This window comes from Pseudomonas sp. GW822-FHT02D10 (genome assembly GCF_058802345.1).
In genome coordinates this window covers 1-21724 of record NZ_JBXAOB010000027.1, presented here as the reverse complement: position 1 = coordinate 21724, position 21724 = coordinate 1, and the positions used below count along the sequence as shown (strand labels likewise).

At 60.2% G+C, this 21724-nt stretch carries 21 protein-coding genes and 1 pseudogene; 17 read left to right on the top strand and 5 right to left on the bottom strand.

Annotated features, from left to right (window positions below):
* Positions 1 to 47: 47 nt before the first annotated feature.
* Positions 48 to 2960, bottom strand: coding sequence for an aminotransferase (locus AC1RPZ_RS26470; RefSeq protein WP_493140746.1), 2913 nt, complete (start codon positions 2958 to 2960; stop codon positions 48 to 50).
* A gap of 217 nt (positions 2961 to 3177) precedes the next feature.
* On the opposite strand from AC1RPZ_RS26470, the gene AC1RPZ_RS26465 reads away from it, so the two are divergent.
* The 7 genes from AC1RPZ_RS26465 to AC1RPZ_RS26435 all read left to right on the top strand — a co-directional run bounded on the left by AC1RPZ_RS26465 (position 3178) and on the right by AC1RPZ_RS26435 (position 9737).
* Positions 3178 to 4314, top strand: a complete 1137-nt coding sequence (locus AC1RPZ_RS26465; protein WP_493140744.1) for a colicin E3/pyocin S6 family cytotoxin — start codon at positions 3178 to 3180, stop codon at positions 4312 to 4314.
* On the top strand, positions 4311 to 4535 hold the full coding sequence (locus AC1RPZ_RS26460) for a DUF7683 domain-containing protein (RefSeq protein ID WP_493140742.1): 225 nt from the start codon (positions 4311 to 4313) through the stop codon (positions 4533 to 4535). Before AC1RPZ_RS26465 ends, AC1RPZ_RS26460 begins: the two co-directional genes overlap by 4 nt.
* A gap of 69 nt (positions 4536 to 4604) precedes the next feature.
* Entirely contained in the window at positions 4605 to 5219 is a 615-nt protein-coding gene (locus AC1RPZ_RS26455; protein ID WP_493140740.1) for a DUF3916 domain-containing protein, read from the top strand.
* Between the two features lie 171 nt (positions 5220 to 5390).
* A complete protein-coding gene (gene rfbC, locus AC1RPZ_RS26450; RefSeq protein WP_493140738.1) occupies positions 5391 to 5936 on the top strand; it encodes a dTDP-4-dehydrorhamnose 3,5-epimerase in 546 nt (181 codons plus the stop codon).
* 92 nt (positions 5937 to 6028) lie between these two features.
* On the top strand, positions 6029 to 7837 hold the full coding sequence (locus AC1RPZ_RS26445; protein ID WP_493140737.1) for a sensor histidine kinase: 1809 nt from the start codon (positions 6029 to 6031) through the stop codon (positions 7835 to 7837).
* Positions 7834 to 9231: a sigma-54-dependent transcriptional regulator gene (locus AC1RPZ_RS26440; RefSeq protein WP_493140735.1), complete on the top strand. Its 1398-nt coding sequence runs from the start codon at positions 7834 to 7836 to the stop codon at positions 9229 to 9231. The genes AC1RPZ_RS26445 and AC1RPZ_RS26440 overlap by 4 nt, the downstream gene beginning before the upstream one ends.
* A gap of 50 nt (positions 9232 to 9281) precedes the next feature.
* Complete coding sequence (locus tag AC1RPZ_RS26435) at positions 9282 to 9737, top strand: YiiD C-terminal domain-containing protein (protein WP_493140733.1); 456 nt, start codon at positions 9282 to 9284, stop codon at positions 9735 to 9737.
* A gap of 27 nt (positions 9738 to 9764) precedes the next feature.
* Here the strand turns inward: AC1RPZ_RS26435 and cysQ are convergent, their stop codons facing one another.
* Entirely contained in the window at positions 9765 to 10601 is an 837-nt protein-coding gene (gene cysQ, locus AC1RPZ_RS26430; RefSeq protein WP_493140731.1) for a 3'(2'),5'-bisphosphate nucleotidase CysQ, read from the bottom strand.
* Entirely contained in the window at positions 10598 to 11164 is a 567-nt protein-coding gene (nudE, locus tag AC1RPZ_RS26425; RefSeq protein ID WP_493140729.1) for an ADP compounds hydrolase NudE, read from the bottom strand. The genes cysQ and nudE overlap by 4 nt, the downstream gene beginning before the upstream one ends.
* Before the next feature lie 88 nt (positions 11165 to 11252).
* On the opposite strand from nudE, the gene yrfG reads away from it, so the two are divergent.
* From yrfG to AC1RPZ_RS26400, 5 genes are all read left to right on the top strand, one after another.
* On the top strand, positions 11253 to 11921 hold the full coding sequence (yrfG, locus tag AC1RPZ_RS26420) for a GMP/IMP nucleotidase (protein ID WP_493140727.1): 669 nt from the start codon (positions 11253 to 11255) through the stop codon (positions 11919 to 11921).
* 2 nt (positions 11922 to 11923) lie between these two features.
* Entirely contained in the window at positions 11924 to 12811 is an 888-nt protein-coding gene (locus tag AC1RPZ_RS26415) for a LysR family transcriptional regulator (RefSeq protein ID WP_493140725.1), read from the top strand.
* 95 nt (positions 12812 to 12906) lie between these two features.
* The gene (fdhD, locus tag AC1RPZ_RS26410) at positions 12907 to 13746 is read left to right on the top strand and encodes a formate dehydrogenase accessory sulfurtransferase FdhD (RefSeq protein WP_493140724.1); all 840 of its coding nucleotides are present in this window, start codon (positions 12907 to 12909) and stop codon (positions 13744 to 13746) included.
* Positions 13743 to 16091, top strand: coding sequence for an FdhF/YdeP family oxidoreductase (locus AC1RPZ_RS26405; RefSeq protein ID WP_493140723.1), 2349 nt, complete (start codon positions 13743 to 13745; stop codon positions 16089 to 16091). Before fdhD ends, AC1RPZ_RS26405 begins: the two co-directional genes overlap by 4 nt.
* A 361-nt stretch (positions 16092 to 16452) precedes the next feature.
* On the top strand, positions 16453 to 16941 hold the full coding sequence (locus AC1RPZ_RS26400) for a glycine zipper domain-containing protein (RefSeq protein WP_493140721.1): 489 nt from the start codon (positions 16453 to 16455) through the stop codon (positions 16939 to 16941).
* Positions 16942 to 17005: 64 nt separating this feature from the next.
* Here AC1RPZ_RS26400 and AC1RPZ_RS26395 read toward each other — a convergent pair whose 3' ends face one another.
* Together AC1RPZ_RS26395 and AC1RPZ_RS26390 are read right to left on the bottom strand one after the other, a co-directional pair.
* Complete coding sequence (locus tag AC1RPZ_RS26395) at positions 17006 to 17437, bottom strand: acyl-CoA thioesterase (protein ID WP_493140720.1); 432 nt, start codon at positions 17435 to 17437, stop codon at positions 17006 to 17008.
* Positions 17438 to 17529: 92 nt separating this feature from the next.
* A complete protein-coding gene (locus AC1RPZ_RS26390) occupies positions 17530 to 19464 on the bottom strand; it encodes a RecQ family ATP-dependent DNA helicase (RefSeq protein ID WP_493140719.1) in 1935 nt (644 codons plus the stop codon).
* Between the two features lie 433 nt (positions 19465 to 19897).
* On the opposite strand from AC1RPZ_RS26390, the gene AC1RPZ_RS26385 reads away from it, so the two are divergent.
* The 5 genes and pseudogenes from AC1RPZ_RS26385 (at position 19898) to AC1RPZ_RS26365 (ending at position 21541) form a co-directional block, all read left to right on the top strand.
* Complete coding sequence (locus AC1RPZ_RS26385) at positions 19898 to 20179, top strand: hypothetical protein (RefSeq protein ID WP_493140717.1); 282 nt, start codon at positions 19898 to 19900, stop codon at positions 20177 to 20179.
* A 5-nt stretch (positions 20180 to 20184) separates the two neighbouring features.
* Positions 20185 to 20367: an antitoxin PaaA2 family protein gene (locus AC1RPZ_RS26380; RefSeq protein WP_493140716.1), complete on the top strand. Its 183-nt coding sequence runs from the start codon at positions 20185 to 20187 to the stop codon at positions 20365 to 20367.
* A gap of 169 nt (positions 20368 to 20536) precedes the next feature.
* Positions 20537 to 20833 (top strand): hypothetical protein, encoded by a 297-nt coding sequence (locus tag AC1RPZ_RS26375; RefSeq protein WP_493140715.1) that lies wholly within the window; start codon positions 20537 to 20539, stop codon positions 20831 to 20833.
* A 110-nt stretch (positions 20834 to 20943) separates the two neighbouring features.
* Positions 20944 to 21099 (top strand): annotated as a pseudogene (locus AC1RPZ_RS26370) (YhfG family protein); the annotation flags it as partial.
* Positions 21100 to 21187: 88 nt separating this feature from the next.
* Positions 21188 to 21541, top strand: coding sequence for a DUF1493 family protein (locus tag AC1RPZ_RS26365; RefSeq protein ID WP_493140713.1), 354 nt, complete (start codon positions 21188 to 21190; stop codon positions 21539 to 21541).
* Positions 21542 to 21724: the final 183 nt, after the last annotated feature.

Sequence of the window (21724 nt, the reverse complement as noted above, 5' to 3'; positions counted from 1 at the left end):
TACCAGCCTCATCGCGAGCGAGCTCGCTCCCACAAGGGGGGATGTGTTTAGAGCCCCTCGTCCAGCACCTTCGACAGGGTATCGACAAAGAAATCCACGCTGTGTCGCGAGGTCACCATTGGCGGTTTGATCTTGAGGATGTTCAGGTAATCGCCGGTCGGCTGCATGAAAATCCCCAACTCGCGCAAGCGGTCGCACAACGCCGTGGTTTCTTCCGTGGCCGGCTCCAGGGTTTCGCGGTTGCGAATCAGCTCTACCCCCAGATAGAAACCTGAGCCATGCACCGCGCCCACCAATGGATGGCGGTCGATCAACGCCTCAAGCCGCTCCTTGAAATACCCGCCAACAACCTGGGCGTTTTCCCAGAGTTTCTCTTCCTTCATCACATCCAGCACCGCCATGCCGATGCGGCAACTGACCGGGCTACCACCCGCCGAGGAGAAGAAATAACCTTCGGCTTCCAGCGCTTCGGCGATTTCACGCCGGGTAATGACCGCGCCCAATGGCTGGCCGTTGCCCATGCCTTTGGCCATGGTGATGATGTCCGGCACCACGCCTTGCTCTTCGAAGCCCCAGAAGAACTTGCCCATGCGGCCGTAACCCACCTGCACTTCGTCGGCGATGCACACGCCACCCTGGGCGCGGACCCGCGCGTAAACCTGTTTCAGATATCCCGGTGGCAACGAGATCCCACCGGCGTTGCCATACACCGGCTCGCAGATAAAACCCGCCAATTGCCGCTTCTGCCCGGCAATTTTCGCCAGATTATGTTCGACGCTGCGCACGTAGTCCGCTGTACTGTCGAGACCACGGAACTCACCGCGATAGGTATTCGGCGCAGTCACCGGATGCACCCAGTCCGGGCGGCTACTGAGGGCTTTGGGGTTATCGGCGATCGAGGTCGACACCGCGTCGGCAGCCACCGACCAGCCGTGATAGGCCTCAAGCACGCTGAGCATGTCACGACCGCCGCTGTAGGCCCACGCCAGGCGAATCGCCAGGTCATTGGCCTCGGTGCCGCTGTTGACCAGGAACACCCGATCCATCGAGTCCGGTGCCAGCGCCAGCAAACGCTCGGAAAACTCGGCGATGGCCGCGTAGTGGAAACGCGAGTTGGTGTTGAGCAACGACCACTGACGGCTGGCCTCGGCCGCCATGCGCGGGTGACCGTGACCGAGCACCGCAACGTTGTTGAGCATGTCCAGGTAGGAGCGGCCCTGCATGTCGATCAAGTGATTGCGCCAGCCACGCTCAATGCGTGGCGGGTCGACGTAATAGTGTTTTTGCGAACGGGCAAAACTCGCTTCACGCCGAGCCAGCAACGTTTGCGGATCGAGTTCAGCCTCCGCGTCGCAGGCCAGCCCCAACAGCGCCGCTGGCGATGGGCACAATGCCTGCCAGGCCGGTGCGCGGGACGGCGTGCAAAACAGCGGCGGATTCAATTCGGCACCACGGCTGAGTTGAACCCGCAACGCGCCGCTGACTTCACCCAGCACCTGCCCTTTGAGCACGGCCGCACCGGCGTGAAGCGATGGGGTAACGCCCCACAGACGCACGCTCAATTGTGCACTGTCGAGTTGCAAACGACCGTCCGTGGCGAGGTGCACGACACCGGCAAAGGGCGCCTCCACTGTCGTTCCGTGTGGCACCCGCAAGTCGACGTGCAGCGGACAAGTGTCCGGCTCGACGGCGCTGTCTGGACGTGTCCGCGATAAACGGTATTGCCCATAACGACTGGCCGCCAAACCATGGGTTGCCGCTGCTTCAACCAACAGACGTTGGTCAATGCCGTCCTGCTCCCAATTACCCGCTTCGAAATGCGGACTCAGGGTACCCAGGTCGATCAAGGCAAACTCGCGGCCCACCAGGCTCGGCAACAATGGCGCAAAACCCTGACTGGCAATCGCCGGCAGTGACTGGCCGACGGCCACAAGAATGGCCGCTTCCATCAGCTCAAACGGCACCGAGGTCGCGACGCGGAAGATCTCCCACTCGTGGTTCAGATTGTCGCGGCTGTACTGATTCTGCGGATCGATGCTGACCTGCTGCTCACCGCTGAGCACCAGCACCGCCGCACGCGCGACGATCATCGGCCACAGCGCCTGCAACTCTTCGTGCTTCAGCGGATTGACCGCGTGGTAAGCCTGCACCGCTGGCAGAATGCACAGCGGATCGCCATCGGCATGGTGCAACAGCGCGGCGCAGGTGACCGACAAATCAGTAATGCGCCAGGTACGAATCAGATCGCCAAAATCGATGACGCCCTGCAACTGCCAGTGACGTTGCTGATCCCGTTGCCAAACCACGTTGTCGTCAGTGATGTCCATGTGAATGGCTTGCACCGGCAACTTCGCCGCCAGTGGCTGCAAACGTCGTTCGGCCTGTTGCGCAACCTCGGCGATCAACGCTCGCTGCCGCTCGTCGGCAATCACTGGCAGCAGGTGGTTGATCAATGCATTGGCGTGCCGGGCGTTCCACTGCAACGTGCGCTCAAGCCCCGGATGCTCGAACCCGGCCAGCGCCAGGTCCATTTCGCCACAGAGCTGGCCGAGGCCGGCGACCAGTTCATGGCCAAGGTGTTTGAGGTGGGTCAGCGATTGACCTTCGATGTAGTCGAGCAAGCGCACGTGAAGTGATTGACCGGCAAGTTCCAGGGTCAGCAGGTCTTCACCGTTTTTCGCCGGGATCACCCGTGGCACATGCAGCCCTGGCTGGGCGCCCAGGTGCTTGAGTGCCGCGTGTTGGGCTTGCAGTTCCAGCGCGGCATAGTCACCACGGCAGATCTTCAGAACGAAACGACCCTGATCGCTGTCGAGCCGATAGTTGAGATCCTGCTGGCTGCCCAACGACTGCAGCGTCCCGCCCAGGCCGTAATGCTCGCGCAGCAGCTCCAGCGCCTGCTGCGCGGTGACTTGCGGGCCGGACAGACTGGCGCGGTGAATCAACGTGGCGAGCAACATACAACGACCCCTGGAATTTTTATAAGGCGTCTATATCGCCACTGCTGACTGCGATACGCAACCCCCCTTAGACCGGTCAGTGATCGATAGGGGTGGGTGCTTTCAAGCTACGCCACACGGCGGCGAACTTTCCCACGCAGCGTGGCGAACTCGAGGAATGTTAAGCGCTTTCTCACGCCACTAGGCTGCCCTCCTTGGACAGGGAAGCCCGCCGCACATGCCAGAACGCTCATACCCACTGACGTACAAAGAACAGCTGCGCCGCCGTATTTTGCAGCCGCCGCCATCGCCAAACCTGTATCCGCCCATCGTTGATCTGCCCGATATCCCGTCGCCCAAAACTACGCCGGGCACGCCGCTCGGTTGCGTCTTCGCCAAGTCCTGCAAATTGCCGGACGGCATCATCAACTACGCCAACCCGTCCGGTTTCGTGCCGCTGGATTCGTTGAAGGATTACGGTCACTACGCGCTATTGGGTGGCCGAGAGGCCAACAGCTCCGGCGCCGTACCGTTGAAGAAAATCAGCGGCAGCGCATTGCCGGCGGGTATGGGTGCCATGGCGCTGGCAGGTTCTTCCATCAGCGCAACTACGGCGGTGGTCGGTGGGACGGTAACGGCCGGTCTGCTGACCGGCATCGTGGCGCTCATCTGGCCGTCCGAACTCGGCGACAGCGCGCTCTATACCGACGAACAACTGCGTTCACTCGAACACGCCAACTCACGGGTTCGCCTGAACATCGAGCAACAGGCTGACGGCACCCTCAAGGGCTACGGCTTCTACACCGGCAAAAACGCCGACTGGCAACGAATCCCGGTTATCCAGTTCCAGGCACGCGGAACCCAACAGGTCGCCGTATTCGGCGAAGGTCTGGAACTGATCTGGACCCCGGCCATCGACCCCGCCGACACCCTCGGCATCCCCGCCCTGGAAGCCGCCCCGCAAGCACCGACCCTCTGGGTCCACCCGCCCACCGAGGCGAGCAACAGCATTCTGGTAAACCCGATTTACCCACCGGAGTATCAGGATTTCATCCTGGTGTTCCCGGCGGACTCGGGGGTGCGGCCGCTTTATGTGGTGGTTAGTGTTCGGCCTGGTGATCACCAATACCATCCAAAACCTACATTTCTACCTGCATTCCCTGACGCAGTTCGTGCCCCACCTAAAACATCGATTCGAGGGGGCGGCGGGCTTCGACCACGCTGGAAGGAGCCTCATAGCTATATCTACGAGTGGGACTTCGAACGGGGCAAAGTAGAGAAATACACCAAACGTGGAAAACATCTTGGCGAGTTCGACCCGATTACCGGGGAACGTACCAAAGACGCTGACCCAAAAAGATGGATAGAGCCATGAAACATTTAATTCTAGTGGTGCCGTACGGTAGCGACTCAATTTCGGCAGAGATCGAACTCAACGTGACCGCAGCTGAACTCCAGTCTGTTATGGATTGGGAAAATGAGAGCGACTGCATCTATGACTACAAACTCACTGCTCAACAAATAAGCAGCATTGAGAGGCTGATTTCACAATCCCTGCCAAAGAATGTTGAGCTCTATCTATCTTGTGACGCGTAAAGACCGCTTACCGGACCTTGGTTGAAACGCTTCGCACCTAATAAACACTACGTTTGGTAATAACTACTCATGCGCCGAATTGCATTCTCAGACAAAAAAGTCCGCAACATCCCACGCCGCCTTCGCGCCCTTGCTGCCTGGGCGGCCAGCTACGAAGGTTACTTCCCGGACGAACTTCCCGTGGAACAAGGCTACACAAACCGGAAAATTCCGGTCCTGGAAACCTTGGTTGAAGGTAAACAAACCACTTTCGCCATTCAAAGGGAATGCGCTCAACAACTCATCAATGCAGCCCATCACCTGCTCCAGGCCAGACCCGAAGACACCATCAACTGCCGAATAGTCGCGTCAATCATCACACCTGACATGTTTTCCAGCGAAATCTGCATTTTCACCGACATGAGTCGTTATCGCGGTCATGTATTACCGTTCGACTACGACCAGTTTTGCCAAACCCGCATCACCGACAGAAGCCTGGCCGTCGAATGGGACTTACTACTCCCTGCCGGAATGAACGAGGCCGGCTTCCACTTCATCCACGAAGATGAAGACGGACAAAAGTTTGAGTCCGAGCATTGGTACTTCGGCGAAGTCGATGAAGCGGATGATGGCTCCGAGAAAGAGCGCTGGAGATACAAAACCTTTAAAACTTTCCGCGCAGAAAACCCTGGGCTTTTCAGCTAGGACATTTCATTTTTGGGCGAATGTTCGGCCGCAGGCAGCTATCAAAGCCAGCGACTGGCCAACAGCGATCTCAAGGATCTGACCGCCTGACGTGGAACTGCTCGCGCCGACCACTGCTTTGAGCAAGAATGTCGTCCATCACCACAAATTCACGATTGCTGGAGAAACCCCATGAATGTAGTCACTACCGACCTGCCCGGTGTTCTGATCATCGAGCCGAAGGTATTTGGTGACGAGCGCGGCTTCTTTTACGAAAGCTTCAACGCCAAGGCTTTCGAGGCCGCGACGGGTCTGAATACAACGTTCGTGCAAGACAACCATTCCCGCTCGCAAAAAGGTGTACTGCGCGGTTTGCATTACCAACTGGAAAATACCCAGGGGAAACTGGTGCGTGTCATCGCCGGTGAAGTGCTCGACGTGGCAGTGGACATCCGCCGCAGTTCGCCTCACTTTGGAAAGTCGATCGCCGTACGCCTTTCGGCTGAGAACAACCGTCAACTCTGGATACCGGAAGGTTTCGCCCACGGTTTTGTAGTGCTGAGTGACTTCGCCGAGTTCCTCTACAAAACCACCGACTACTACACCCCATCGGCCGAGCGCTGCATTCGCTGGGACGACCCGGCATTGGCCATCGACTGGCAACTCAGCGAAGCGCCGCAGCTGTCGGCCAAGGACCAGGCAGGCAAACTGCTCAAGGACGCCGACGTTTTCGCCTGAGCCAATCAGCGGCTGATGCCTCGCATCGCCTGAGTGTCTTGCCCTACAAGCCTAGGCATAATGCGCCTGTACCTTTCAGGCGCCCAATGCTCATGACTCCACCTCTCCCCCGCAGACCCCGCTGGCGCAGCCTGGCCCTGCTCGCTCTGTGCCTGGCGCCATTGTTGTGGCCACTGCAGCACTTGGCCGAGCGTTATTACCGTAGTGAGCTGGCGGGGCAAAACCGCCAGACACTGGACCTCTACGTCGCCAACCTGCTGGGGACGCTGCACCGTTATGAAGTCTTGCCGCAGATCCTCGGTGATCTGCCGGCCCTGCGTGCCGTTCTCGCCGCGCCACAGCAGCCGCTGGCCACCGACAACGCCAATCGCCTGCTCAAGGACATCCGCGCCCAGACTGGCGCCGAAGTCATGTACCTGATGGACACCCACGGCAAGACCCTGGCGGCCTCCAACTGGGACAAACACGACAGTTTTGTCGGGCGCGACTTTGCCTTCCGGCCGTATTTCAGCGAAGCCATGCAAGGTCGTCTCGGGCGCTTTTTCGGCCTGGGCACGACGTCGGCCAAACGCGGCTATTTCTTTGCCGCCGCCGTGCGCGACGGCGAACAAATCATCGGTGTGCTGGTGATCAAGGTCGACCTCGACCACACCGAAAGCCTTTGGGGCAAAACGCCGGAGCAACTACTGCTGACCGACCACAACGGCGTGGTCATCATTACCTCACGCGCAGATTGGCGCTTCAAGGCGACCCGCCCGCTGAGTGACGAAGAACGCCAGGCGATCACCGCCGTCCAGCCCTACCCGACTCGTGATCCGCAACCCCTGAACCTCAATCCAGACGCGTGGCTGACCCAGACTCAGCAAATCGAAGAAACCGGCTGGAGCGTCAGCATCCTCGCCCCCAGAACCCTGATCGACCGCCCGGTGCGCACGGTGGTGGCCATCGGCGGGGCCGCGTTGTTGGTGTTGATGTTGCTGCTGGGGCTGCTGATGCAACGCCGTCGTCACTACCTGCAGCGCATCGCCTTCGAGGCCAAAACCCGCCACGAACTGGAAGCGCGCGTCGCCGAAAGAACCAGCGATCTCGAAGGCCTCAACCGTCGCCTCAAGCAGGAAGTGCTGGAACGCGAACAGGCGCAACAGGAACTGGTGCGCGCCCAGGATGATCTGGTCCAGGCCGGCAAACTCTCGGCGCTGGGCACTATGTCAGCGAGCATCAGCCACGAGCTCAATCAACCGCTGGCGGCCATTCGCAGCTATGCGGAAAACGCCGAAGTGCTGCTCGACCATCAGCGCACCGACGATGCACGCGGTAACCTGAAACTGATCAGCGAACTGACCGGGCGCATGGCCTCGATCATCGCCCACCTGCGCGCCTTCGCCCGTCGCGACCGTCACGCGCCGGAAAGTGTCGCGCTGCAACCGGCACTGGACGATGCACTGGCGTTGCTGGCCAAGCGCAGGCGGGCAATGGAAGTCGAACTGATCCGTGATCTACCGGCCGCCACGCTGTGGGTCGAGGCCGGCGAAACCCGACTGCGCCAGGTGCTCGGCAACCTGCTGGCCAACGCCCTCGACGCCCTGACCGAAAAAGGCCCGCCACGTAAACTCTGGTTGAGTGCCGAATCCACCGCCGACGGCGTCAACCTGTACATTCGCGATAACGGCCCGGGGTTCTGCATGGAAGCCCTCGGCCGCGCCGGCGAACCCTTCTACACCACCAAGACCCGCACTCAGGGCCTTGGGCTGGGGTTGGCCATCTGCGACACCCTGATGCGCGCCTTCGGCGGTGAACTGTCGTTCGCCAACCACAAGGAAGGCGGCGCCCTGATCACCCTGCGGCTGCGCGCGGGCGCACCCGGTGTCAGTCTGCAACCGTCCGAGGACCGCAGTGAATGAGCATCGACAATCGGATTCAAGTGGTGTTGATCGACGACGATCCGCATCTGCGTCAGGCCCTGAGCCAGACGCTGGACCTCGCGGGTCTGAAAATCCTCCCATTGGCCGAAGCCAAGGGCCTGGCCTCGCGCCTTGAGCGCGACTGGCCGGGTGTGGTGGTCAGCGACATCCGTATGCCGGGCATGGATGGCCTCGAACTGTTAAGCGAACTGCAAGCCCAGGACCCAGAGCTGCCGGTGTTGCTGATCACCGGTCACGGCGACGTGCCGCTGGCGGTGCAGGCGATGCGTGCCGGCGCTTATGACTTCCTCGAAAAACCGTTCGCCAGCGATGCGTTGCTCGACAGCGTGCGCCGCGCCCTGGCCCTGCGCCAGTTGGTACTGGATAACCGCAGCCTGCGCCTGGCCTTGAGTGATCGTAATCAACTCAGCACGCGACTGGTCGGACAATCGGCGCCGATGCTGCGCCTGCGCGAACAGATCGGCGCCTTGGCGCCGACCAAGGCCGACGTGCTGATCCTCGGTGAAACCGGTGCCGGCAAGGAAGTGGTGGCCCGCGCCCTGCACGACCTGTCGAACCGCCGCAATGGCCCGTTTGTGGCAATCAACGCCGGGGCGCTGGCCGAATCGGTGGTCGAAAGCGAACTGTTCGGCCACGAACCCGGCGCCTTCACCGGTGCGCAAAAACGCCGCATCGGCAAATTCGAATTCGCCAACGGTGGCACGCTGTTCCTCGATGAAATCGAAAGCATGAGCCTGGACGTGCAGGTAAAACTGCTGCGCTTGCTGCAAGAGCGAGTGGTCGAGCGTTTGGGCGGCAATCAACTGATCCCGCTGGATATCCGGATCATCGCCGCGACCAAGGAAGACCTGCGCCAATCGGCGGATCAGGGGCGCTTCCGCGCTGACTTGTACTACCGCCTGAACGTCGCCCCGCTGCGCATTCCACCGTTGCGCGAACGGGGCGAAGACGCGCTGATGCTGTTCCAGCACTTCGCCAACGAAGCCAGCGAACGCCACGGCCTGCCGCCCCACGAACTGCAACCCGGACAACGGGCCCTGCTGCTGCGCCATACCTGGCCGGGTAATGTCCGTGAACTGCAAAACGCCGCCGAACGTTTCGCGCTGGGCCTGGAACTGGCGCTGGACAACAGCGCTCCAGATGGCAGTCCTGTGCCACTCACTGCAGAGTTCAGCGGTAATCTGAGTGAGCAGGTGGAGAACTTCGAAAAGAACCTGATCGCCGCCGAACTGGCGCGCTCTCACAGCTCACTGCGCAGCGTCGCTGAAGCGCTGGGCGTTCCACGCAAAACCCTGCATGACAAACTGCGCAAACACGGCTTGAGCTTTGCCGATGGCGCTGGCGCCAATAGCCATGCCGACGAGCTCGATTGAGCCGTGCCGACTAACCTTCACATAAGCGTTCAAAATCCCGAGGCCCGTACATGAACCGCGACAGTCGTCATCTGGAATCCGTCCTCCACCGCGACATTCCCCTCACGCGGGACATGGGCCTCAAGGTGCTCGACTGGCACGACCAGCAATTGCGCCTGCACCTGCCGCTGGAGGCCAACGTCAATCACAAGAGCACCATGTTTGGCGGCAGCCTTTACTGTGGCGCGGTGTTGGCAGGTTGGGGCTGGCTGCATTTGCGCCTGCGCGAAGAAGGCGTCGAGGACGGGCACATCGTGATTCAAGAAGGCCGGATCAGCTATCCGCTGCCGGTCACCCGCGATGCGGTCGCCCTTTGCGCAGCGCCGAGTGCGGCGGTGTGGAAGAAGTTTCTGACCATGTACCAGCGTTACGGCCGGGCGCGGTTGACATTGCATACGCAGGTCGTGAATGCCGACAGCGATGAGGATGCGGTGACGTTTACCGGGCAGTATGTGTTGCACCGGTAAACTCTGTAGAGCGTGGGAACAATCAGCTCAGGAGCGAGCGAGTTCCAATAGTTTCTCGCGCCACGCGGCTTTGGCCGGCAGCGCCAGGAAGAACGAATTCAGCAACGACTCGCGCGCTGGATAGCTGAACGGCTCACCGCTTAACTCCAGCACCTCACCACCCGCACCTTCGAGTACACCTTGCGCAGCGGCGGTGTCCCATTGCGACGTCGGCGCCAAGCGTGGATAACAATCCGCCGCGCCTTCCGCCAACAAACAGAACTTCAGCGAACTGCCGATATTGGCCAGTTGCAGTTCACCCAGACTGTCACTCAACCCGGCCAGCAACCGCTCCTGCTCAGGGCTTGAATGTCGACGGCTGGCAACGACGGTGAACGCTTCACCCGCAGGTGGCACGTCACGGACCTGAATCGGCAGCGGCGCAGCATCCTTGTCAGCACGCCAGGCACCCAGCCCGGCACCACCGAAGTAGCAGCGGCCGTTGGTCGGCATCGACACCACGCCGAACACCACACGCCCTTGTTCGATCAACGCGATGTTGACGGTGAACTCCTCACTGCCGGAAATGAACTCCTTGGTGCCATCCAGCGGGTCGACCAGCCACCAGCGCTGCCAACCGGCACGTACGGCCTGCGGGATGTTGGCGTCTTCTTCCGAGAGCACCGGGATGCTCGGATCAAGGGCCGTCAGCCCTGCCAGAATCAGATGATGAGCGGCCAGATCGGCCGCGGTGACCGGAGAGTCGTCAGCCTTGGTGGTCACATCCGTGCCTGTGCGCCAGAACGGCAGGATGACCTCTCCGGCCTTCAGCGCCAGCTCAACCACGGGCGCCAGCAAAGGATGAACCTGGGGAAAGTCACTCACGGTTGAAACACTCCACGCTGGATCAATAGATCACGGGCCAGATACAACGCCGCCAAGGCGCGGCCTTCGGTGAACTGCGGGTTCTGCGCCAGCGCTGCCAACTCTCGCAGATTGACCCGATCCACCCGCATCGGCTCCGGCTCGTCACCTTCAAGGCGTTCTTCGTACAAGTCAGTCGCCAACACCACCTGAATCTTCTGGCTCATGTAACCGGGCGACAACGACAGCTCGGTCAGATGTTCCAGTTGCCGCGCGCCAAAACCGGCCTCTTCCTTGAGCTCGCGCTCGGCCGCCGCCAACACATCCTCGCCAGGTTCGATCAGGCCCTTGGGCAGCGACATTTCATAGGCATCGGTTCCGCCGCAGTATTCTTCGACCAGCACCGCGTGGTCGGAGTCGAGCATCGCCACGATCATCACCGCGCCATACCCGGCACCCTTGCCGACCAATCGCTCATAGGTGCGCTCGACGCCATTGGAGAAGCGCAGTTGCACCTCTTCAACGCAGAACAAGCGGCTGGTGGCGACGATCTCGCGGGCTAATACTTCGGGTTTCTGGCGCATGGCGGCTCCTTGGCATGAACGCGTTACTATACCCGGCCTTTCTTGATTGTTTATGTCGGATATCTTTTTACCGCTGGAGAAGTTTTCAATGCCATCACTGCCCTGGCGCGACATCGATACCGTTCTGCTGGATATGGACGGCACGCTGCTGGACCTGCACTACGACAACCATTTCTGGATGGAGCACCTGCCCCAGCGCTATGCCGAGCTGCACGGTGTCAGCCGGGCCATGGCGGAGCTGGAATTGCAGCCGCTGTTCGAGCGTAACGCCGGTCAGTTGCAGTGGTATTGCCTGGACTTCTGGAGCGCCGAGCTGAAGCTGCCGGTGCGCGAGTTGAAACTCGAAACCGCTCATCTGATTGCACTGCGCCCGGACGCCGATACCTTTCTGGCGGCGATCAAACAGGCCGGTAAACGCGTGGTATTGATCACCAACGCCCACCGCGACTCGTTGTCACTGAAGCTGGAAAGAGTCGAGCTTGCGCCCTATTTCGAACGATTGATCAGCTCCCACGATTACGGTTTCGCCAAGGAAAACCCGCAATTCTGGGATGCCTTGCGCGCAGACATCGACTTCGACCCACGCCGCTGCCTGTTTATCGACGACACCTTGCCGATCCTGCGCAGCGCACGGGACTTTGGCGTGGCGCATCTGTTGGCCGTGAGCCAACCGGACAGCCGCAAAGCACCGAAAGATACGGCCGAGTTTATGGCGGTAGGGGATTATCAGGAGTTGATTGAAGGGCTGACGGGGTAAATATGGACATTAAACAGCTGAAATTCCTCATCGCCCTCGACGAAACCCGGCACTTCGGCCAGGCCGCTGCGCGTTGCCACATCACTCAGCCAACCCTGTCGATGCGCTTGCGCAGCCTTGAAGAAGAACTCGACCTGCCGTTGGTCAATCGCGGCCAGCGCTTCGAAGGGTTCACCGCGCCGGGCGAGCGGGTGCTGGCCTGGGCGCGCACCGTGCTGGCGGCCTGTGACGGTTTGCAGGCCGAGGCTGCGGCCTGTCGTGGCAACCTGGTCGGCACCTTGCGTCTGGGTGTGGTCCCGCTGTCGAGTTTCGACCCACTGCCGCTGATGCAGCAGCTGCATCGCGAACACCCGAACCTGCGCTTCGAACTGTCGGCCTTGAGTTCCGAGCAGATCCTCGAACAACTGGCGAACAATCGCCTGGACCTCGGCGTGTCCTACCTTGAGCGCCTCGACAGCGAACGCTTCGACTCACTGACCTTCAGCGAAACCCGCATGGGCTTGCTCTACGACCAGCGCTTTTTCAGCTTTGGTGAAAAACCCTTGAGCTGGGAGGCACTGATCGAGCTGCCCCTGGGCATGCTCACCAGCGGCATGCACTTTCGCCAGTCCATCGACCACAACTTCCACAGCCGTGGCCTCAGCCCGCAGCCACTGTTGCAGACCGATGCAGTCCATCAATTGTTACAAGCCGTGCACGGTGGCCTGTGCTGCGCGGTAATGCCACTGGAAGGCGGACTCGAAGCGCTGACCGAAGACTTGCGCCTGCAACCGATTGAAAATGCGCAAACCCTTGGCCGACTGGGGCTGATCATGCGCCGCAGTGCGCCGCGCTCGGCATTGGCTGAGGCCTGTTTCGCGGTCTATCAGAAATCACTGAAGGACGCTTGATCGACGCCATCTATCGGCAGATCAGTATTAGCGATTAGACGTGACACATTGACGCGCCTAGGCTTAAGGCTGGATAAACCGCCGGTATTGCCCCCATGAAAGCCAAGCGTCCGGTTTGCGGGACGCCCGCCCTAGAAACGCCCGCGCCCGCCGCCAGTCAGAACTATCAGTATTGCAACCTCGACCACAGCGAATCAGCCAGCACCGCGCTCGCCGAGGAAGTGGCGTTGGCGATTGCCTACAACGGCATCAGCCAGGCGGTGATGCTGGTCACCCCGAGCGACCTGGAAGACTTCATCGTCGGCTTCAGCCTCGGTAGCGGCATCATCGAGTCTGCTTCGGACATTTACGACTTGCAACTCAGCGGATCCGGCTCGGCGCAGTACGCGCAGGTGAACATTGCCAGCCGCGCATTCTGGAACCTCAAGCAGCAACGCCGGCAACTGGCCGGCACCAGCGGTTGCGGGCTGTGTGGCGTCGAAGCGGTCGAGCAAGCCTTGCCGCAACTCAACGTATTACCCGGCGCGCCATTACCTCCCGCGCAATGGCTTGAAGGCCTGCGCCAGCGCATCAGTGAATTTCAGCCGTTGGGTCAGCATAGCGGCGCAGTGCATGCCGCTGTGTTCATGAACGACCAGGGTGAGTTGCTGCTGGGCCGTGAAGACATCGGCCGACACAACGCGCTCGACAAGCTGATTGGCGCGCTGATCCGCCAGAACATCCCGACGACGGGCGGACTGGTGATTGTCACCAGCCGTTGCAGCCTCGAACTGATCCAGAAAGTGTTGCGCGCCGGCATCCAGACTTTGGTTAGCCTGTCGTCGCCCACCGGCCTGGCCCTGCAATGGGCGCGCCGGCACAACCTCAATCTCATTCACCTGCCGCAAAAAAGTGCGCCGCGGGTCTACAGCCCTGCGACGGAGAACCAAGCGTGAGTCAACATCGTCAAGCCGACCAGAAACCCGTCCCCCGCTACAAGCCCTACAAAGGCCCAGCCGGTGGCTGGGGCGCGCTGATCAGCGTCGCCCAGGCCTGGTTGACCAGCGATAACGCGCTGAAAAACCTCCGCATAATGCTCAAGACCAACCAGAACGGCGGCTTCGACTGCCCCGGTTGCGCCTGGGGCGATTCACCGGAAAAGGGCATGGTGATGTTCTGCGAGAACGGCGCCAAGGCGGTCAACTGGGAAGCTACCAAGCGCCGGGTCGATGCCGCGTTCTTCGCCAAACACAGCGTCAACTCGCTGCTGAAACAAAGCGACTACTGGCTCGAGTACCAAGGCCGGCTGACCGAGCCGATGAGCTACGACGCCGAGACCGACCGTTACACTCCCATCAGCTGGGAAGCGGCCTTCACGCTGATCGGCACACACCTGCGGAACCTGTCGAGCCCGGATCAGGCCGAGTTCTACACCTCGGGCCGCGCCAGCAACGAAGCGGCGTATCTCTATCAATTGTTCGTCCGCGCGTTCGGCACCAACAACTTCCCTGACTGCTCGAACATGTGCCACGAGGCCAGCGGTGTGGCCATGGCGCAAAGTATTGGCGTCGGCAAAGGCACCGTGACCTTCGACGACTTCGAACACGCCGACGCGATTTTCGTCTGGGGCCAGAACCCCGGCACCAACCATCCAAGGATGCTCGAACCGCTGCGCGAAGCAGTGAAACGCGGCGCTCAGGTGGTGTGCATCAACCCGCTTAAAGAACGCGGCCTGGAACGTTTCCAGCACCCGCAGCACCCGATCGAAATGCTCACCAACGGTGACAAGCCGACCAACACCGCGTACTTCCGTCCAGCGTTGGGCGGTGACATGGCGCTGCTGCGCGGCATGGCCAAGTTCCTGCTGCAATGGGAGCGTGAGGCGCAGCAAACCGACGCGCCATCGGTGTTCGACCACGACTTCCTCAACGAACACACCGCCAGCGTGCTTGACTACCTGGGCGAGATCGACGACACCTCGTGGGAGCAGATCGTCGAGCAGTCCGGGCTGACCCTGGAAGAGATCGAGCAAGCCGCGCGCATGTACGCCAAAGGCAAGAACGTGATCATGTGCTGGGCCATGGGCATTACCCAGCACCGGCACTCGGTGCCGACCATCCAGGAAATCGCCAACCTGATGCTGCTGCGCGGCAACATCGGCCGGCCGGGCGCGGGCCTGTGCCCGGTGCGCGGGCACAGCAACGTGCAAGGCGACCGGACCATGGGCATCAACGAACGCCCACCGGCGTTCTTCCTCGATGCCTTGGAACGCCGCTTCCAGTTCAAGGTGCCGCGAGCGAATGGTCACAACGTGGTCGAAGCCATCCACGCGATGCTCGACGGCCGCTCGAAGGTCTTCATCGGTCTGGGCGGAAACTTCGCCCAAGCCACGCCGGACAGCCCACGAACCTTCCAGGCCCTGAGCAATTGCGACCTCACCGTGCAGATCAGCACCAAGCTCAACCGCAGCCATCTGGCGCACGGTAAAGAAGCGCTGATCCTGCCGTGCCTGGGCCGCACCGACATCGACTTGCAAACCGAAGGCGCGCAAGCGGTGACCGTGGAAGACTCGTTCAGCATGGTTCACGCCTCTAACGGCCAACTGCAGCCGCTGTCGAAACAGATGCGCTCGGAGCCGTCGATCATCGCCGGTATCGCTGCAGCGACCCTGGGTTCCAGGCCTGTCGACTGGAACTGGCTGGTGGCCGACTACCGCCGCATTCGCGAGCTGATTGCCGACACCGTTCCAGGCTTCAAGGACTTCAACCAGAAAATCGAGAACCCGGGCGGCTTCTACCTGGGCAACAGCGCAGGGGCTCGCCACTGGAACACTTCGACCGGCCGCGCCAATTTCCGCCCGAACATCCTGCCGGCCGATCTGGTGCATGAACGCACCCGCGCCACTGGGCAGATACCGGACCTGATCATGCAATCGATGCGCTCTCACGATCAGTACAACACCACCATTTATGGTCTCGACGACCGCTATCGTGGGGTCAAGGGCCAGCGTGACGTGCTGTTCGTCAACGAAGCCGACATCATTCGCCTGGGCTTCAAACCAGGGCAGAAGGCCGATATCGTGTCGATCTGGGATGACAGCCGTGAGCGCCGCGTCAAAGGCTTCACCTTGCTGGCGTTCGACATTCCCGCCGGACAAGCCGCCGCGTATTACCCGGAAGTGAACCCGCTGGTGCCGCTGGAAAGCACCGGTGACGGCAGCCACACACCGACCTCGAAGTTCGTTGCAATCCGTTTGGAAGCGGCGAGCGAGACCGGGTTGATCATGGCCAGGTCGGCTTAAGGCGGCGTCTGGTCCGGCCTCATCGCGAGCAGTCGAACGTCGACCGGCTGCTCCCACATTTGATCTTCAGTGAGCACAGCCTTTGTGTTCGGCAAAGACCCCCTGTGGGAGCGAGCCTGCTCGCGATGACGTCCGACCATGCAACACAGGTATCGGCATTTCAAACGCCCACAAAAAAGGCCGCTTTTGCATAAAAGCGGCCTGTCCGAAGTAGCTAAAGACCAGCGAAAATCCATTAAGTTCCGTCTATAAAACAATAACTTAGCAAATTATGCACAAGTCGTGTTACTCGTCGGATTTCGATTGTAACCATCACGACACAGCCTCAGGATCGCGCCGTCATCCCTTTGAGGCTCCTCTCATGAAGTTCTCCTCGATTCTCTTGTTGTCCCTTGGCCTGATCAGTGGCGCCGCGTCTGCCGGTGGCACCGCCGAGGCAGGTGTTGGCGGCGCATTGGGCGGGGTACTTGGCTCAGTGGTTGGTCAATCGCTGGGCGGCAATACCGGTTCGACCATTGGTGCGGCCCTGGGCGGCGCCGGTGGTAGTGCCGTAGGTGCCGACAGACGCAGCCGTGGCGAAGCGGCCATCGGTGGTGCGCTCGGCGCAGCGGGCGGTAACGTGGTCGGCCGCAGCATGGGCGGCACCACAGGCAGCCTGATCGGCTCGGCAGCCGGCGGTGGCGTGGGCGGCGCGCTGGGTAACCATATGGGCAACAGCAGCTATGACGACGACCGTCGCGGGCATGATGGCCGCCGTTACTACCGCGATGATGACGATGATGACCACCGCGGTCGTGGCCATGCTTATGGCCATCGCAAGCATCACCACTACTATCGTGATCGCGACTAATCGCTGATTGGCATCACGAAAGAGATTCCAAAAAATCGCAGCCCTCGGGCTGCGATTTTTCGTTTCACACCAGCAACCGCTCCAACGCCCCGCGCAACCCGCCAGGAATCGCCACGGGTTGATTCGAGGCCCGATCCACAAACACATGCACAAAGCGTCCTGCCGCGCAGGCGTCTTCTTCCCCGCCCTTGAACACCGCCAGTTCGTACTGAACCGAGCTGTTGCCCAACTTGCCCACCCGCAAACCGATTTCAATACGCTCGGGAAAAGCGATCGAGGCGAAGTAATCGCACGCCGAACTCACCACGAACCCCACTACCTCACCGTCGTGAATATCCAAACCGCCGACTTCGATCAGGTAGGTGTTCACCGCCGTGTCGAAGAAGCTGTAGTAGGTCACGTTATTCACATGCCCGTAGACATCGTTGTCGTGCCAGCGGGTGATGATCGGCTGGAAGTGGCGGTAGTCGGAGCGCTGGGACATCGGATTGGACATCAGTGTCGGTTCCTGGAATTGAACAGCCAGTCTAAGGCGAAAACCGCGTTATCGTACTTCGCGAGCAAGCCCGCTCCCACACGAGTGACAGTTCAGTCAGTCAGATTCGCCCCGGCCCACTCACGCACCTCGGCATACGGATAATCCTCCAGCGCCGCAAACCCCGGAATCGCCCGAGCCTTGAGCTTGGTAAACAGCGGCACGCTGATACCGCACAAGAACCGTGTCAGCCGTTCCGCACCCGGTACATTGCCGTTATGCGCCTTGTGCCTGTGGATAAAGTCGCCACACAGCGCCTCGAAGTTTTTATCCACAAGCGCTGGCAGCTCTGGCGGTTCCGGCAGACGGGCAACCTGCCCATGACACACCGAGCAATGCCCACACTGCTGTGGCGCGTTTTCGTCGCCGAAGTACTGCGCCAATCGATACCCCAGGCAGCGCTCAGTGGCGAACAAATCGAGCATCGCGTGGATCCGCGCGATTTCGGTGCGTTCATGTTGCGTGAAATAGCCATGCAACTGGGCGCTCAACACCTGGGCATCGAAGTCCGTCATCAGCAGGCTGTAGACCTCGGTCATCTGCTTGCTTTCAAGTTCGACCCAGCCCTTCTCCTGGAAGTAATCCAGCGCCTTGACCACCCGGTTGCGCTCGGCCTGATGTTGTTGATACAGCACCTCGAAATTCACCGTCGCCCAGGTTCGCGCACGGCTGGAGGTCTGGATGATCGCCGCGACGAAATCCCGTCGCTCACCCTCGAAACGCGCCAGCAAGGCCTCAGGTTCCAGCAGGAACTTGAAACGGTATTCGGCAAAGTAGGCGTAACGCGGTGCGATCAACCCTTTGAGTTCAAGCTGCACCAGCAAGGTCTTGAGCGGCAGTTGGCGAATATTGCTCTGGTCGGCCAGTGGCCCCAACAAAAACTCCCATTGTCCATCCGACGCGGCCGCTTGCAGTTCGTCGAGCACACAGCGGATGCCATCCAGCTCCGGCGTGTCGCCGTAAACGAAGTTTTCCAACACATTGAGGCTGTCGCGGTTGGCCAACACCAAACAGTCGGAAGGTTGCCCGTCACGTCCGGCGCGACCGATCTCCTGACTGTAGTTTTCGATGGATTTCGGCAAGTCGAAATGCACCACGTTGCGGATATCGCTCTTGTCGATGCCCATGCCGAAGGCGATGGTGGCGACAATGCAATTGGACTGCCCGCCCATGAACCGGCGCTGAATCGCTTCCCGTTGTTCGTGGGGCAAACCGGCGTGATAGGCCTCGGCCTGAAGACCGTTTTGACTCAGGTGCTGGGCAATCTGCTCGGCGGTTTTCTGCAAGGTCACGTAGACAATGCTCGGCTGCCCGGCACGCTGGCCCATCCACGCCACCAGACGCCGGCGCTTGTCCTGCCCCCGCACCGGCTCAACCAGCAAATTCAGGTTGGGCCGATAGAAACCGGTAGTCACCACATCTTCCGCGGCGATGGCGAATTTCGCCTGCATGTCGGCGATCACCTTGGGCGTTGCGGTGGCCGTCAGCAGCAAGGTTTGCGGGATGTTGAACTGGCGCTGGTAGTCCGGCAGTTTCAAATAGTCCGGCCTGAAGTTGTGGCCCCATTCGGAGATACAGTGCGCCTCGTCCACCACCAGCAACGAGATCGGCACCTGCTGCAAAAAGTTGCGAAAGCGCTCGTTCTTCAGGCGCTCCACGGAAATCATCAGGATCTTCAACTCGCCGGACCTGGCCCGCGCCATCACCGCGTTGGCGTCATCGCGGCTCTGCGCCGAATCGATACTCGCCGCCGCAATGCCATGGCGCTGCAAGAACGCCAATTGGTCCTGCATCAGCGCCAGCAAGGGCGACACCACCAGCGTCAGGTGCGGCAGCAACAAGGCCGGCAACTGATAGCACAAGGACTTGCCGGAGCCGGTCGGAAAAATAGCCGCCGCCGAGCGCCCGGCCAACACCGCACTGACCGCCACCTCCTGGCCGGGCCGGAACTGTGGATAACCAAAGACCTGTTCGAGGGTGTTGTGCATAAGCTGTCACTCCGTTGACGGCTGCCATGCCGAAAGCCTAGCCGGCTAAAGCAACGCGTCGAGAAAAGGTCGGGCGCAAAAAGGATACGGGATGATACAGGGAGAACGGTGCACGGCCCGTGACGCAATTCCGTGGTTGATGGCGTTCAAATGTGGGTCGAAGATCACGAAATGCCCTACACAGTCTGGCGCACGTACTACTACGGCTCTATCCACCACGCCTGACAAGCGCGTGGGAAATTCGACCTATTTGGACAGCCGCTGAAAAAACCTCGCAAACCTTGTAGGCCAAAGGCTCAACGGCCAGTAAACGCCCTACACAACCTGTCCATTCGGGCTGTCTTGCGAGGCTTTGGAGTGGGGTTCTATAGTTTGCGGCGCGGCTAAACCCGTGTGTCGGCTAGCTGGAGCGACTTCCTAAAGGATCCCCTCAATGAACCCGCCCGATCCATCAAACAACCGTTATCACCCGCTCAAAACCAGCTACAGCGACACGCCGGTTCTGGTCATCGACACCGAGGCCAATCCTCACGCCATTCTGGACGCCGCCCGACAACGCATCCGCGCCTCCAGCGACCTGCTCGAAACGCTTTATTGCCTGTGCTTCAAACAAGCGGATGTGAAAGACATTCCGAATATCGTCAATGCGCTTTATCTGCTGACTCAGGATGGGAGTGATTTGCTTGAGGTGGCTCGGCAGCGGATGACAAGGTGAAAAACATGGTCAATCCCAGCAAGCCCATAGAGACACAAATCACCATCGACCATGCTGCCTACGACGCATGGTTCAGGGAAAAAGTCCAAGCCAGCATCGACGACCCTCGGCCCAGCATTGAAGATGACGAAGCCAAGCGTTTTATGGCTGAAAAACGAGACGTCCTACGTCGGCGAACAGACCGATAGCCACGGCCTTACCAATCTTCGTCCCCGTCCTACAATCTCGTGCTCTTTGTCGCCTTTCGCCAGCCTGCGCAGCGCACCTATAGTCGTGACTGTCGCTGCCAAATCAGCGGCTCGGGCTTGGTCACCCGGAAGAGAGGCACATATTTCCCTTAAATAGAGGCGCTCCTCAATGACCACATTAAATCCGTTTGTAGATCGCTACCGCCCATTAAAAACCAACTTCACCGACACCCCGGTTCTGATCATCGACACAGAAGCCGACCCGCAAGACATCCTCGAAGCCGCCCTGCAACGCATCCGCGCCTCCAGCGACCTGCTCGAAACCTTGCACTGCCAATGCTTCAAACACGGCGACGTCAAAGATATCCCGCATATCACCCACGCCCTGTACCTGCTGACTCAAGACGGCCGCGACCTGCTCCAGGTCGCCCAGCAACGCATGCTGAACTGGAAAGCACCCACCTGACACACCCCACTCGCAGGCACGCCACGTTCCTGTGGGGCTGGCTTGCCTGCGAAGAAGACACCGCGTGCTTTCAGGCATAAGTGAGAAACAGCAGCATCGAGACCACCGTCATGAGCAAATTAACCTTCAAACAAAAACAAGCGCATTACGAAAAAGTCCGCCGCTCCAACTACTTGGCCAGCCTACGCCTCGCCGGATTCGACACGTCACAGGCAGACCTCGACAAACCACTTCCTACACGACAAGAAATGCTCGCAAAGTATCGACAATACGAACCTCCAACCTCTGTTTCCGCCCTTCCCCCCAAGCCCGACGGCCAATAAGATCCGCCTAAGCCCAACCGGACGCCCCGCAATGAACCTCGCCCCCAACTTCCCCGACGACCACGCCATGCACCTGCTCATGCAGCTACTGCACGAAGAACTCGGCCTGCCCGAACGCAAAACCATCAGCCTCACCACCTCGATCAATTTCGACCTCGGCTGCGACGGATCAGACGCTCGGCACCTGATGGAAACCCTGGAAGAACAGTTCGCCATCGACTTCATCGACTACGACGCCTATCGCTACTTCCAACCGGAAGGCTTTGACGTGTTCCTCAAGCGTCGAGCGAAGGGACGTGGCGACAAAGTCCCGCTGACCATCGGCATGCTCTACCAAGCCATCAAGGTGCAGCAGTGGAATACACAGGATTTGGAAGGCATCTAGCCGACACCACAAGTGCCATTATTCTGGCCGTTTAGCGCCTTTTCAGCTGGAATATTGGTAGTTCTGTCTCCGCTGGCCTGAATTGCGCTCACAAAAAAGCCGCCCCTAAGGGCCAGCCCTTTCAAGGTCTTCGTTTAAAATCCCCCAAAACTCCAGTCAAGGTGACTAAAGCGATGTGGGCAG

Coding starts and splice junctions, on each gene's coding strand:
- AC1RPZ_RS26470 (WP_493140746.1), bottom strand. CDS start 2,960: ATGTTGCTCGCCACGTTGATTCACCGCGCCAGTCTGTCCGGCCCGCAA.
- AC1RPZ_RS26465 (WP_493140744.1), top strand. CDS start 3,178: ATGCCAGAACGCTCATACCCACTGACGTACAAAGAACAGCTGCGCCGC.
- AC1RPZ_RS26460 (WP_493140742.1), top strand. CDS start 4,311: ATGAAACATTTAATTCTAGTGGTGCCGTACGGTAGCGACTCAATTTCG.
- AC1RPZ_RS26455 (WP_493140740.1), top strand. CDS start 4,605: ATGCGCCGAATTGCATTCTCAGACAAAAAAGTCCGCAACATCCCACGC.
- rfbC (WP_493140738.1), top strand. CDS start 5,391: ATGAATGTAGTCACTACCGACCTGCCCGGTGTTCTGATCATCGAGCCG.
- AC1RPZ_RS26445 (WP_493140737.1), top strand. CDS start 6,029: ATGACTCCACCTCTCCCCCGCAGACCCCGCTGGCGCAGCCTGGCCCTG.
- AC1RPZ_RS26440 (WP_493140735.1), top strand. CDS start 7,834: ATGAGCATCGACAATCGGATTCAAGTGGTGTTGATCGACGACGATCCG.
- AC1RPZ_RS26435 (WP_493140733.1), top strand. CDS start 9,282: ATGAACCGCGACAGTCGTCATCTGGAATCCGTCCTCCACCGCGACATT.
- nudE (WP_493140729.1), bottom strand. CDS start 11,164: ATGCGCCAGAAACCCGAAGTATTAGCCCGCGAGATCGTCGCCACCAGC.
- yrfG (WP_493140727.1), top strand. CDS start 11,253: ATGCCATCACTGCCCTGGCGCGACATCGATACCGTTCTGCTGGATATG.
- AC1RPZ_RS26415 (WP_493140725.1), top strand. CDS start 11,924: ATGGACATTAAACAGCTGAAATTCCTCATCGCCCTCGACGAAACCCGG.
- fdhD (WP_493140724.1), top strand. CDS start 12,907: ATGAAAGCCAAGCGTCCGGTTTGCGGGACGCCCGCCCTAGAAACGCCC.
- AC1RPZ_RS26400 (WP_493140721.1), top strand. CDS start 16,453: ATGAAGTTCTCCTCGATTCTCTTGTTGTCCCTTGGCCTGATCAGTGGC.
- AC1RPZ_RS26395 (WP_493140720.1), bottom strand. CDS start 17,437: ATGTCCAATCCGATGTCCCAGCGCTCCGACTACCGCCACTTCCAGCCG.
- AC1RPZ_RS26390 (WP_493140719.1), bottom strand. CDS start 19,464: ATGCACAACACCCTCGAACAGGTCTTTGGTTATCCACAGTTCCGGCCC.
- AC1RPZ_RS26385 (WP_493140717.1), top strand. CDS start 19,898: ATGAACCCGCCCGATCCATCAAACAACCGTTATCACCCGCTCAAAACC.
- AC1RPZ_RS26380 (WP_493140716.1), top strand. CDS start 20,185: ATGGTCAATCCCAGCAAGCCCATAGAGACACAAATCACCATCGACCAT.
- AC1RPZ_RS26375 (WP_493140715.1), top strand. CDS start 20,537: ATGACCACATTAAATCCGTTTGTAGATCGCTACCGCCCATTAAAAACC.
- AC1RPZ_RS26365 (WP_493140713.1), top strand. CDS start 21,188: ATGAACCTCGCCCCCAACTTCCCCGACGACCACGCCATGCACCTGCTC.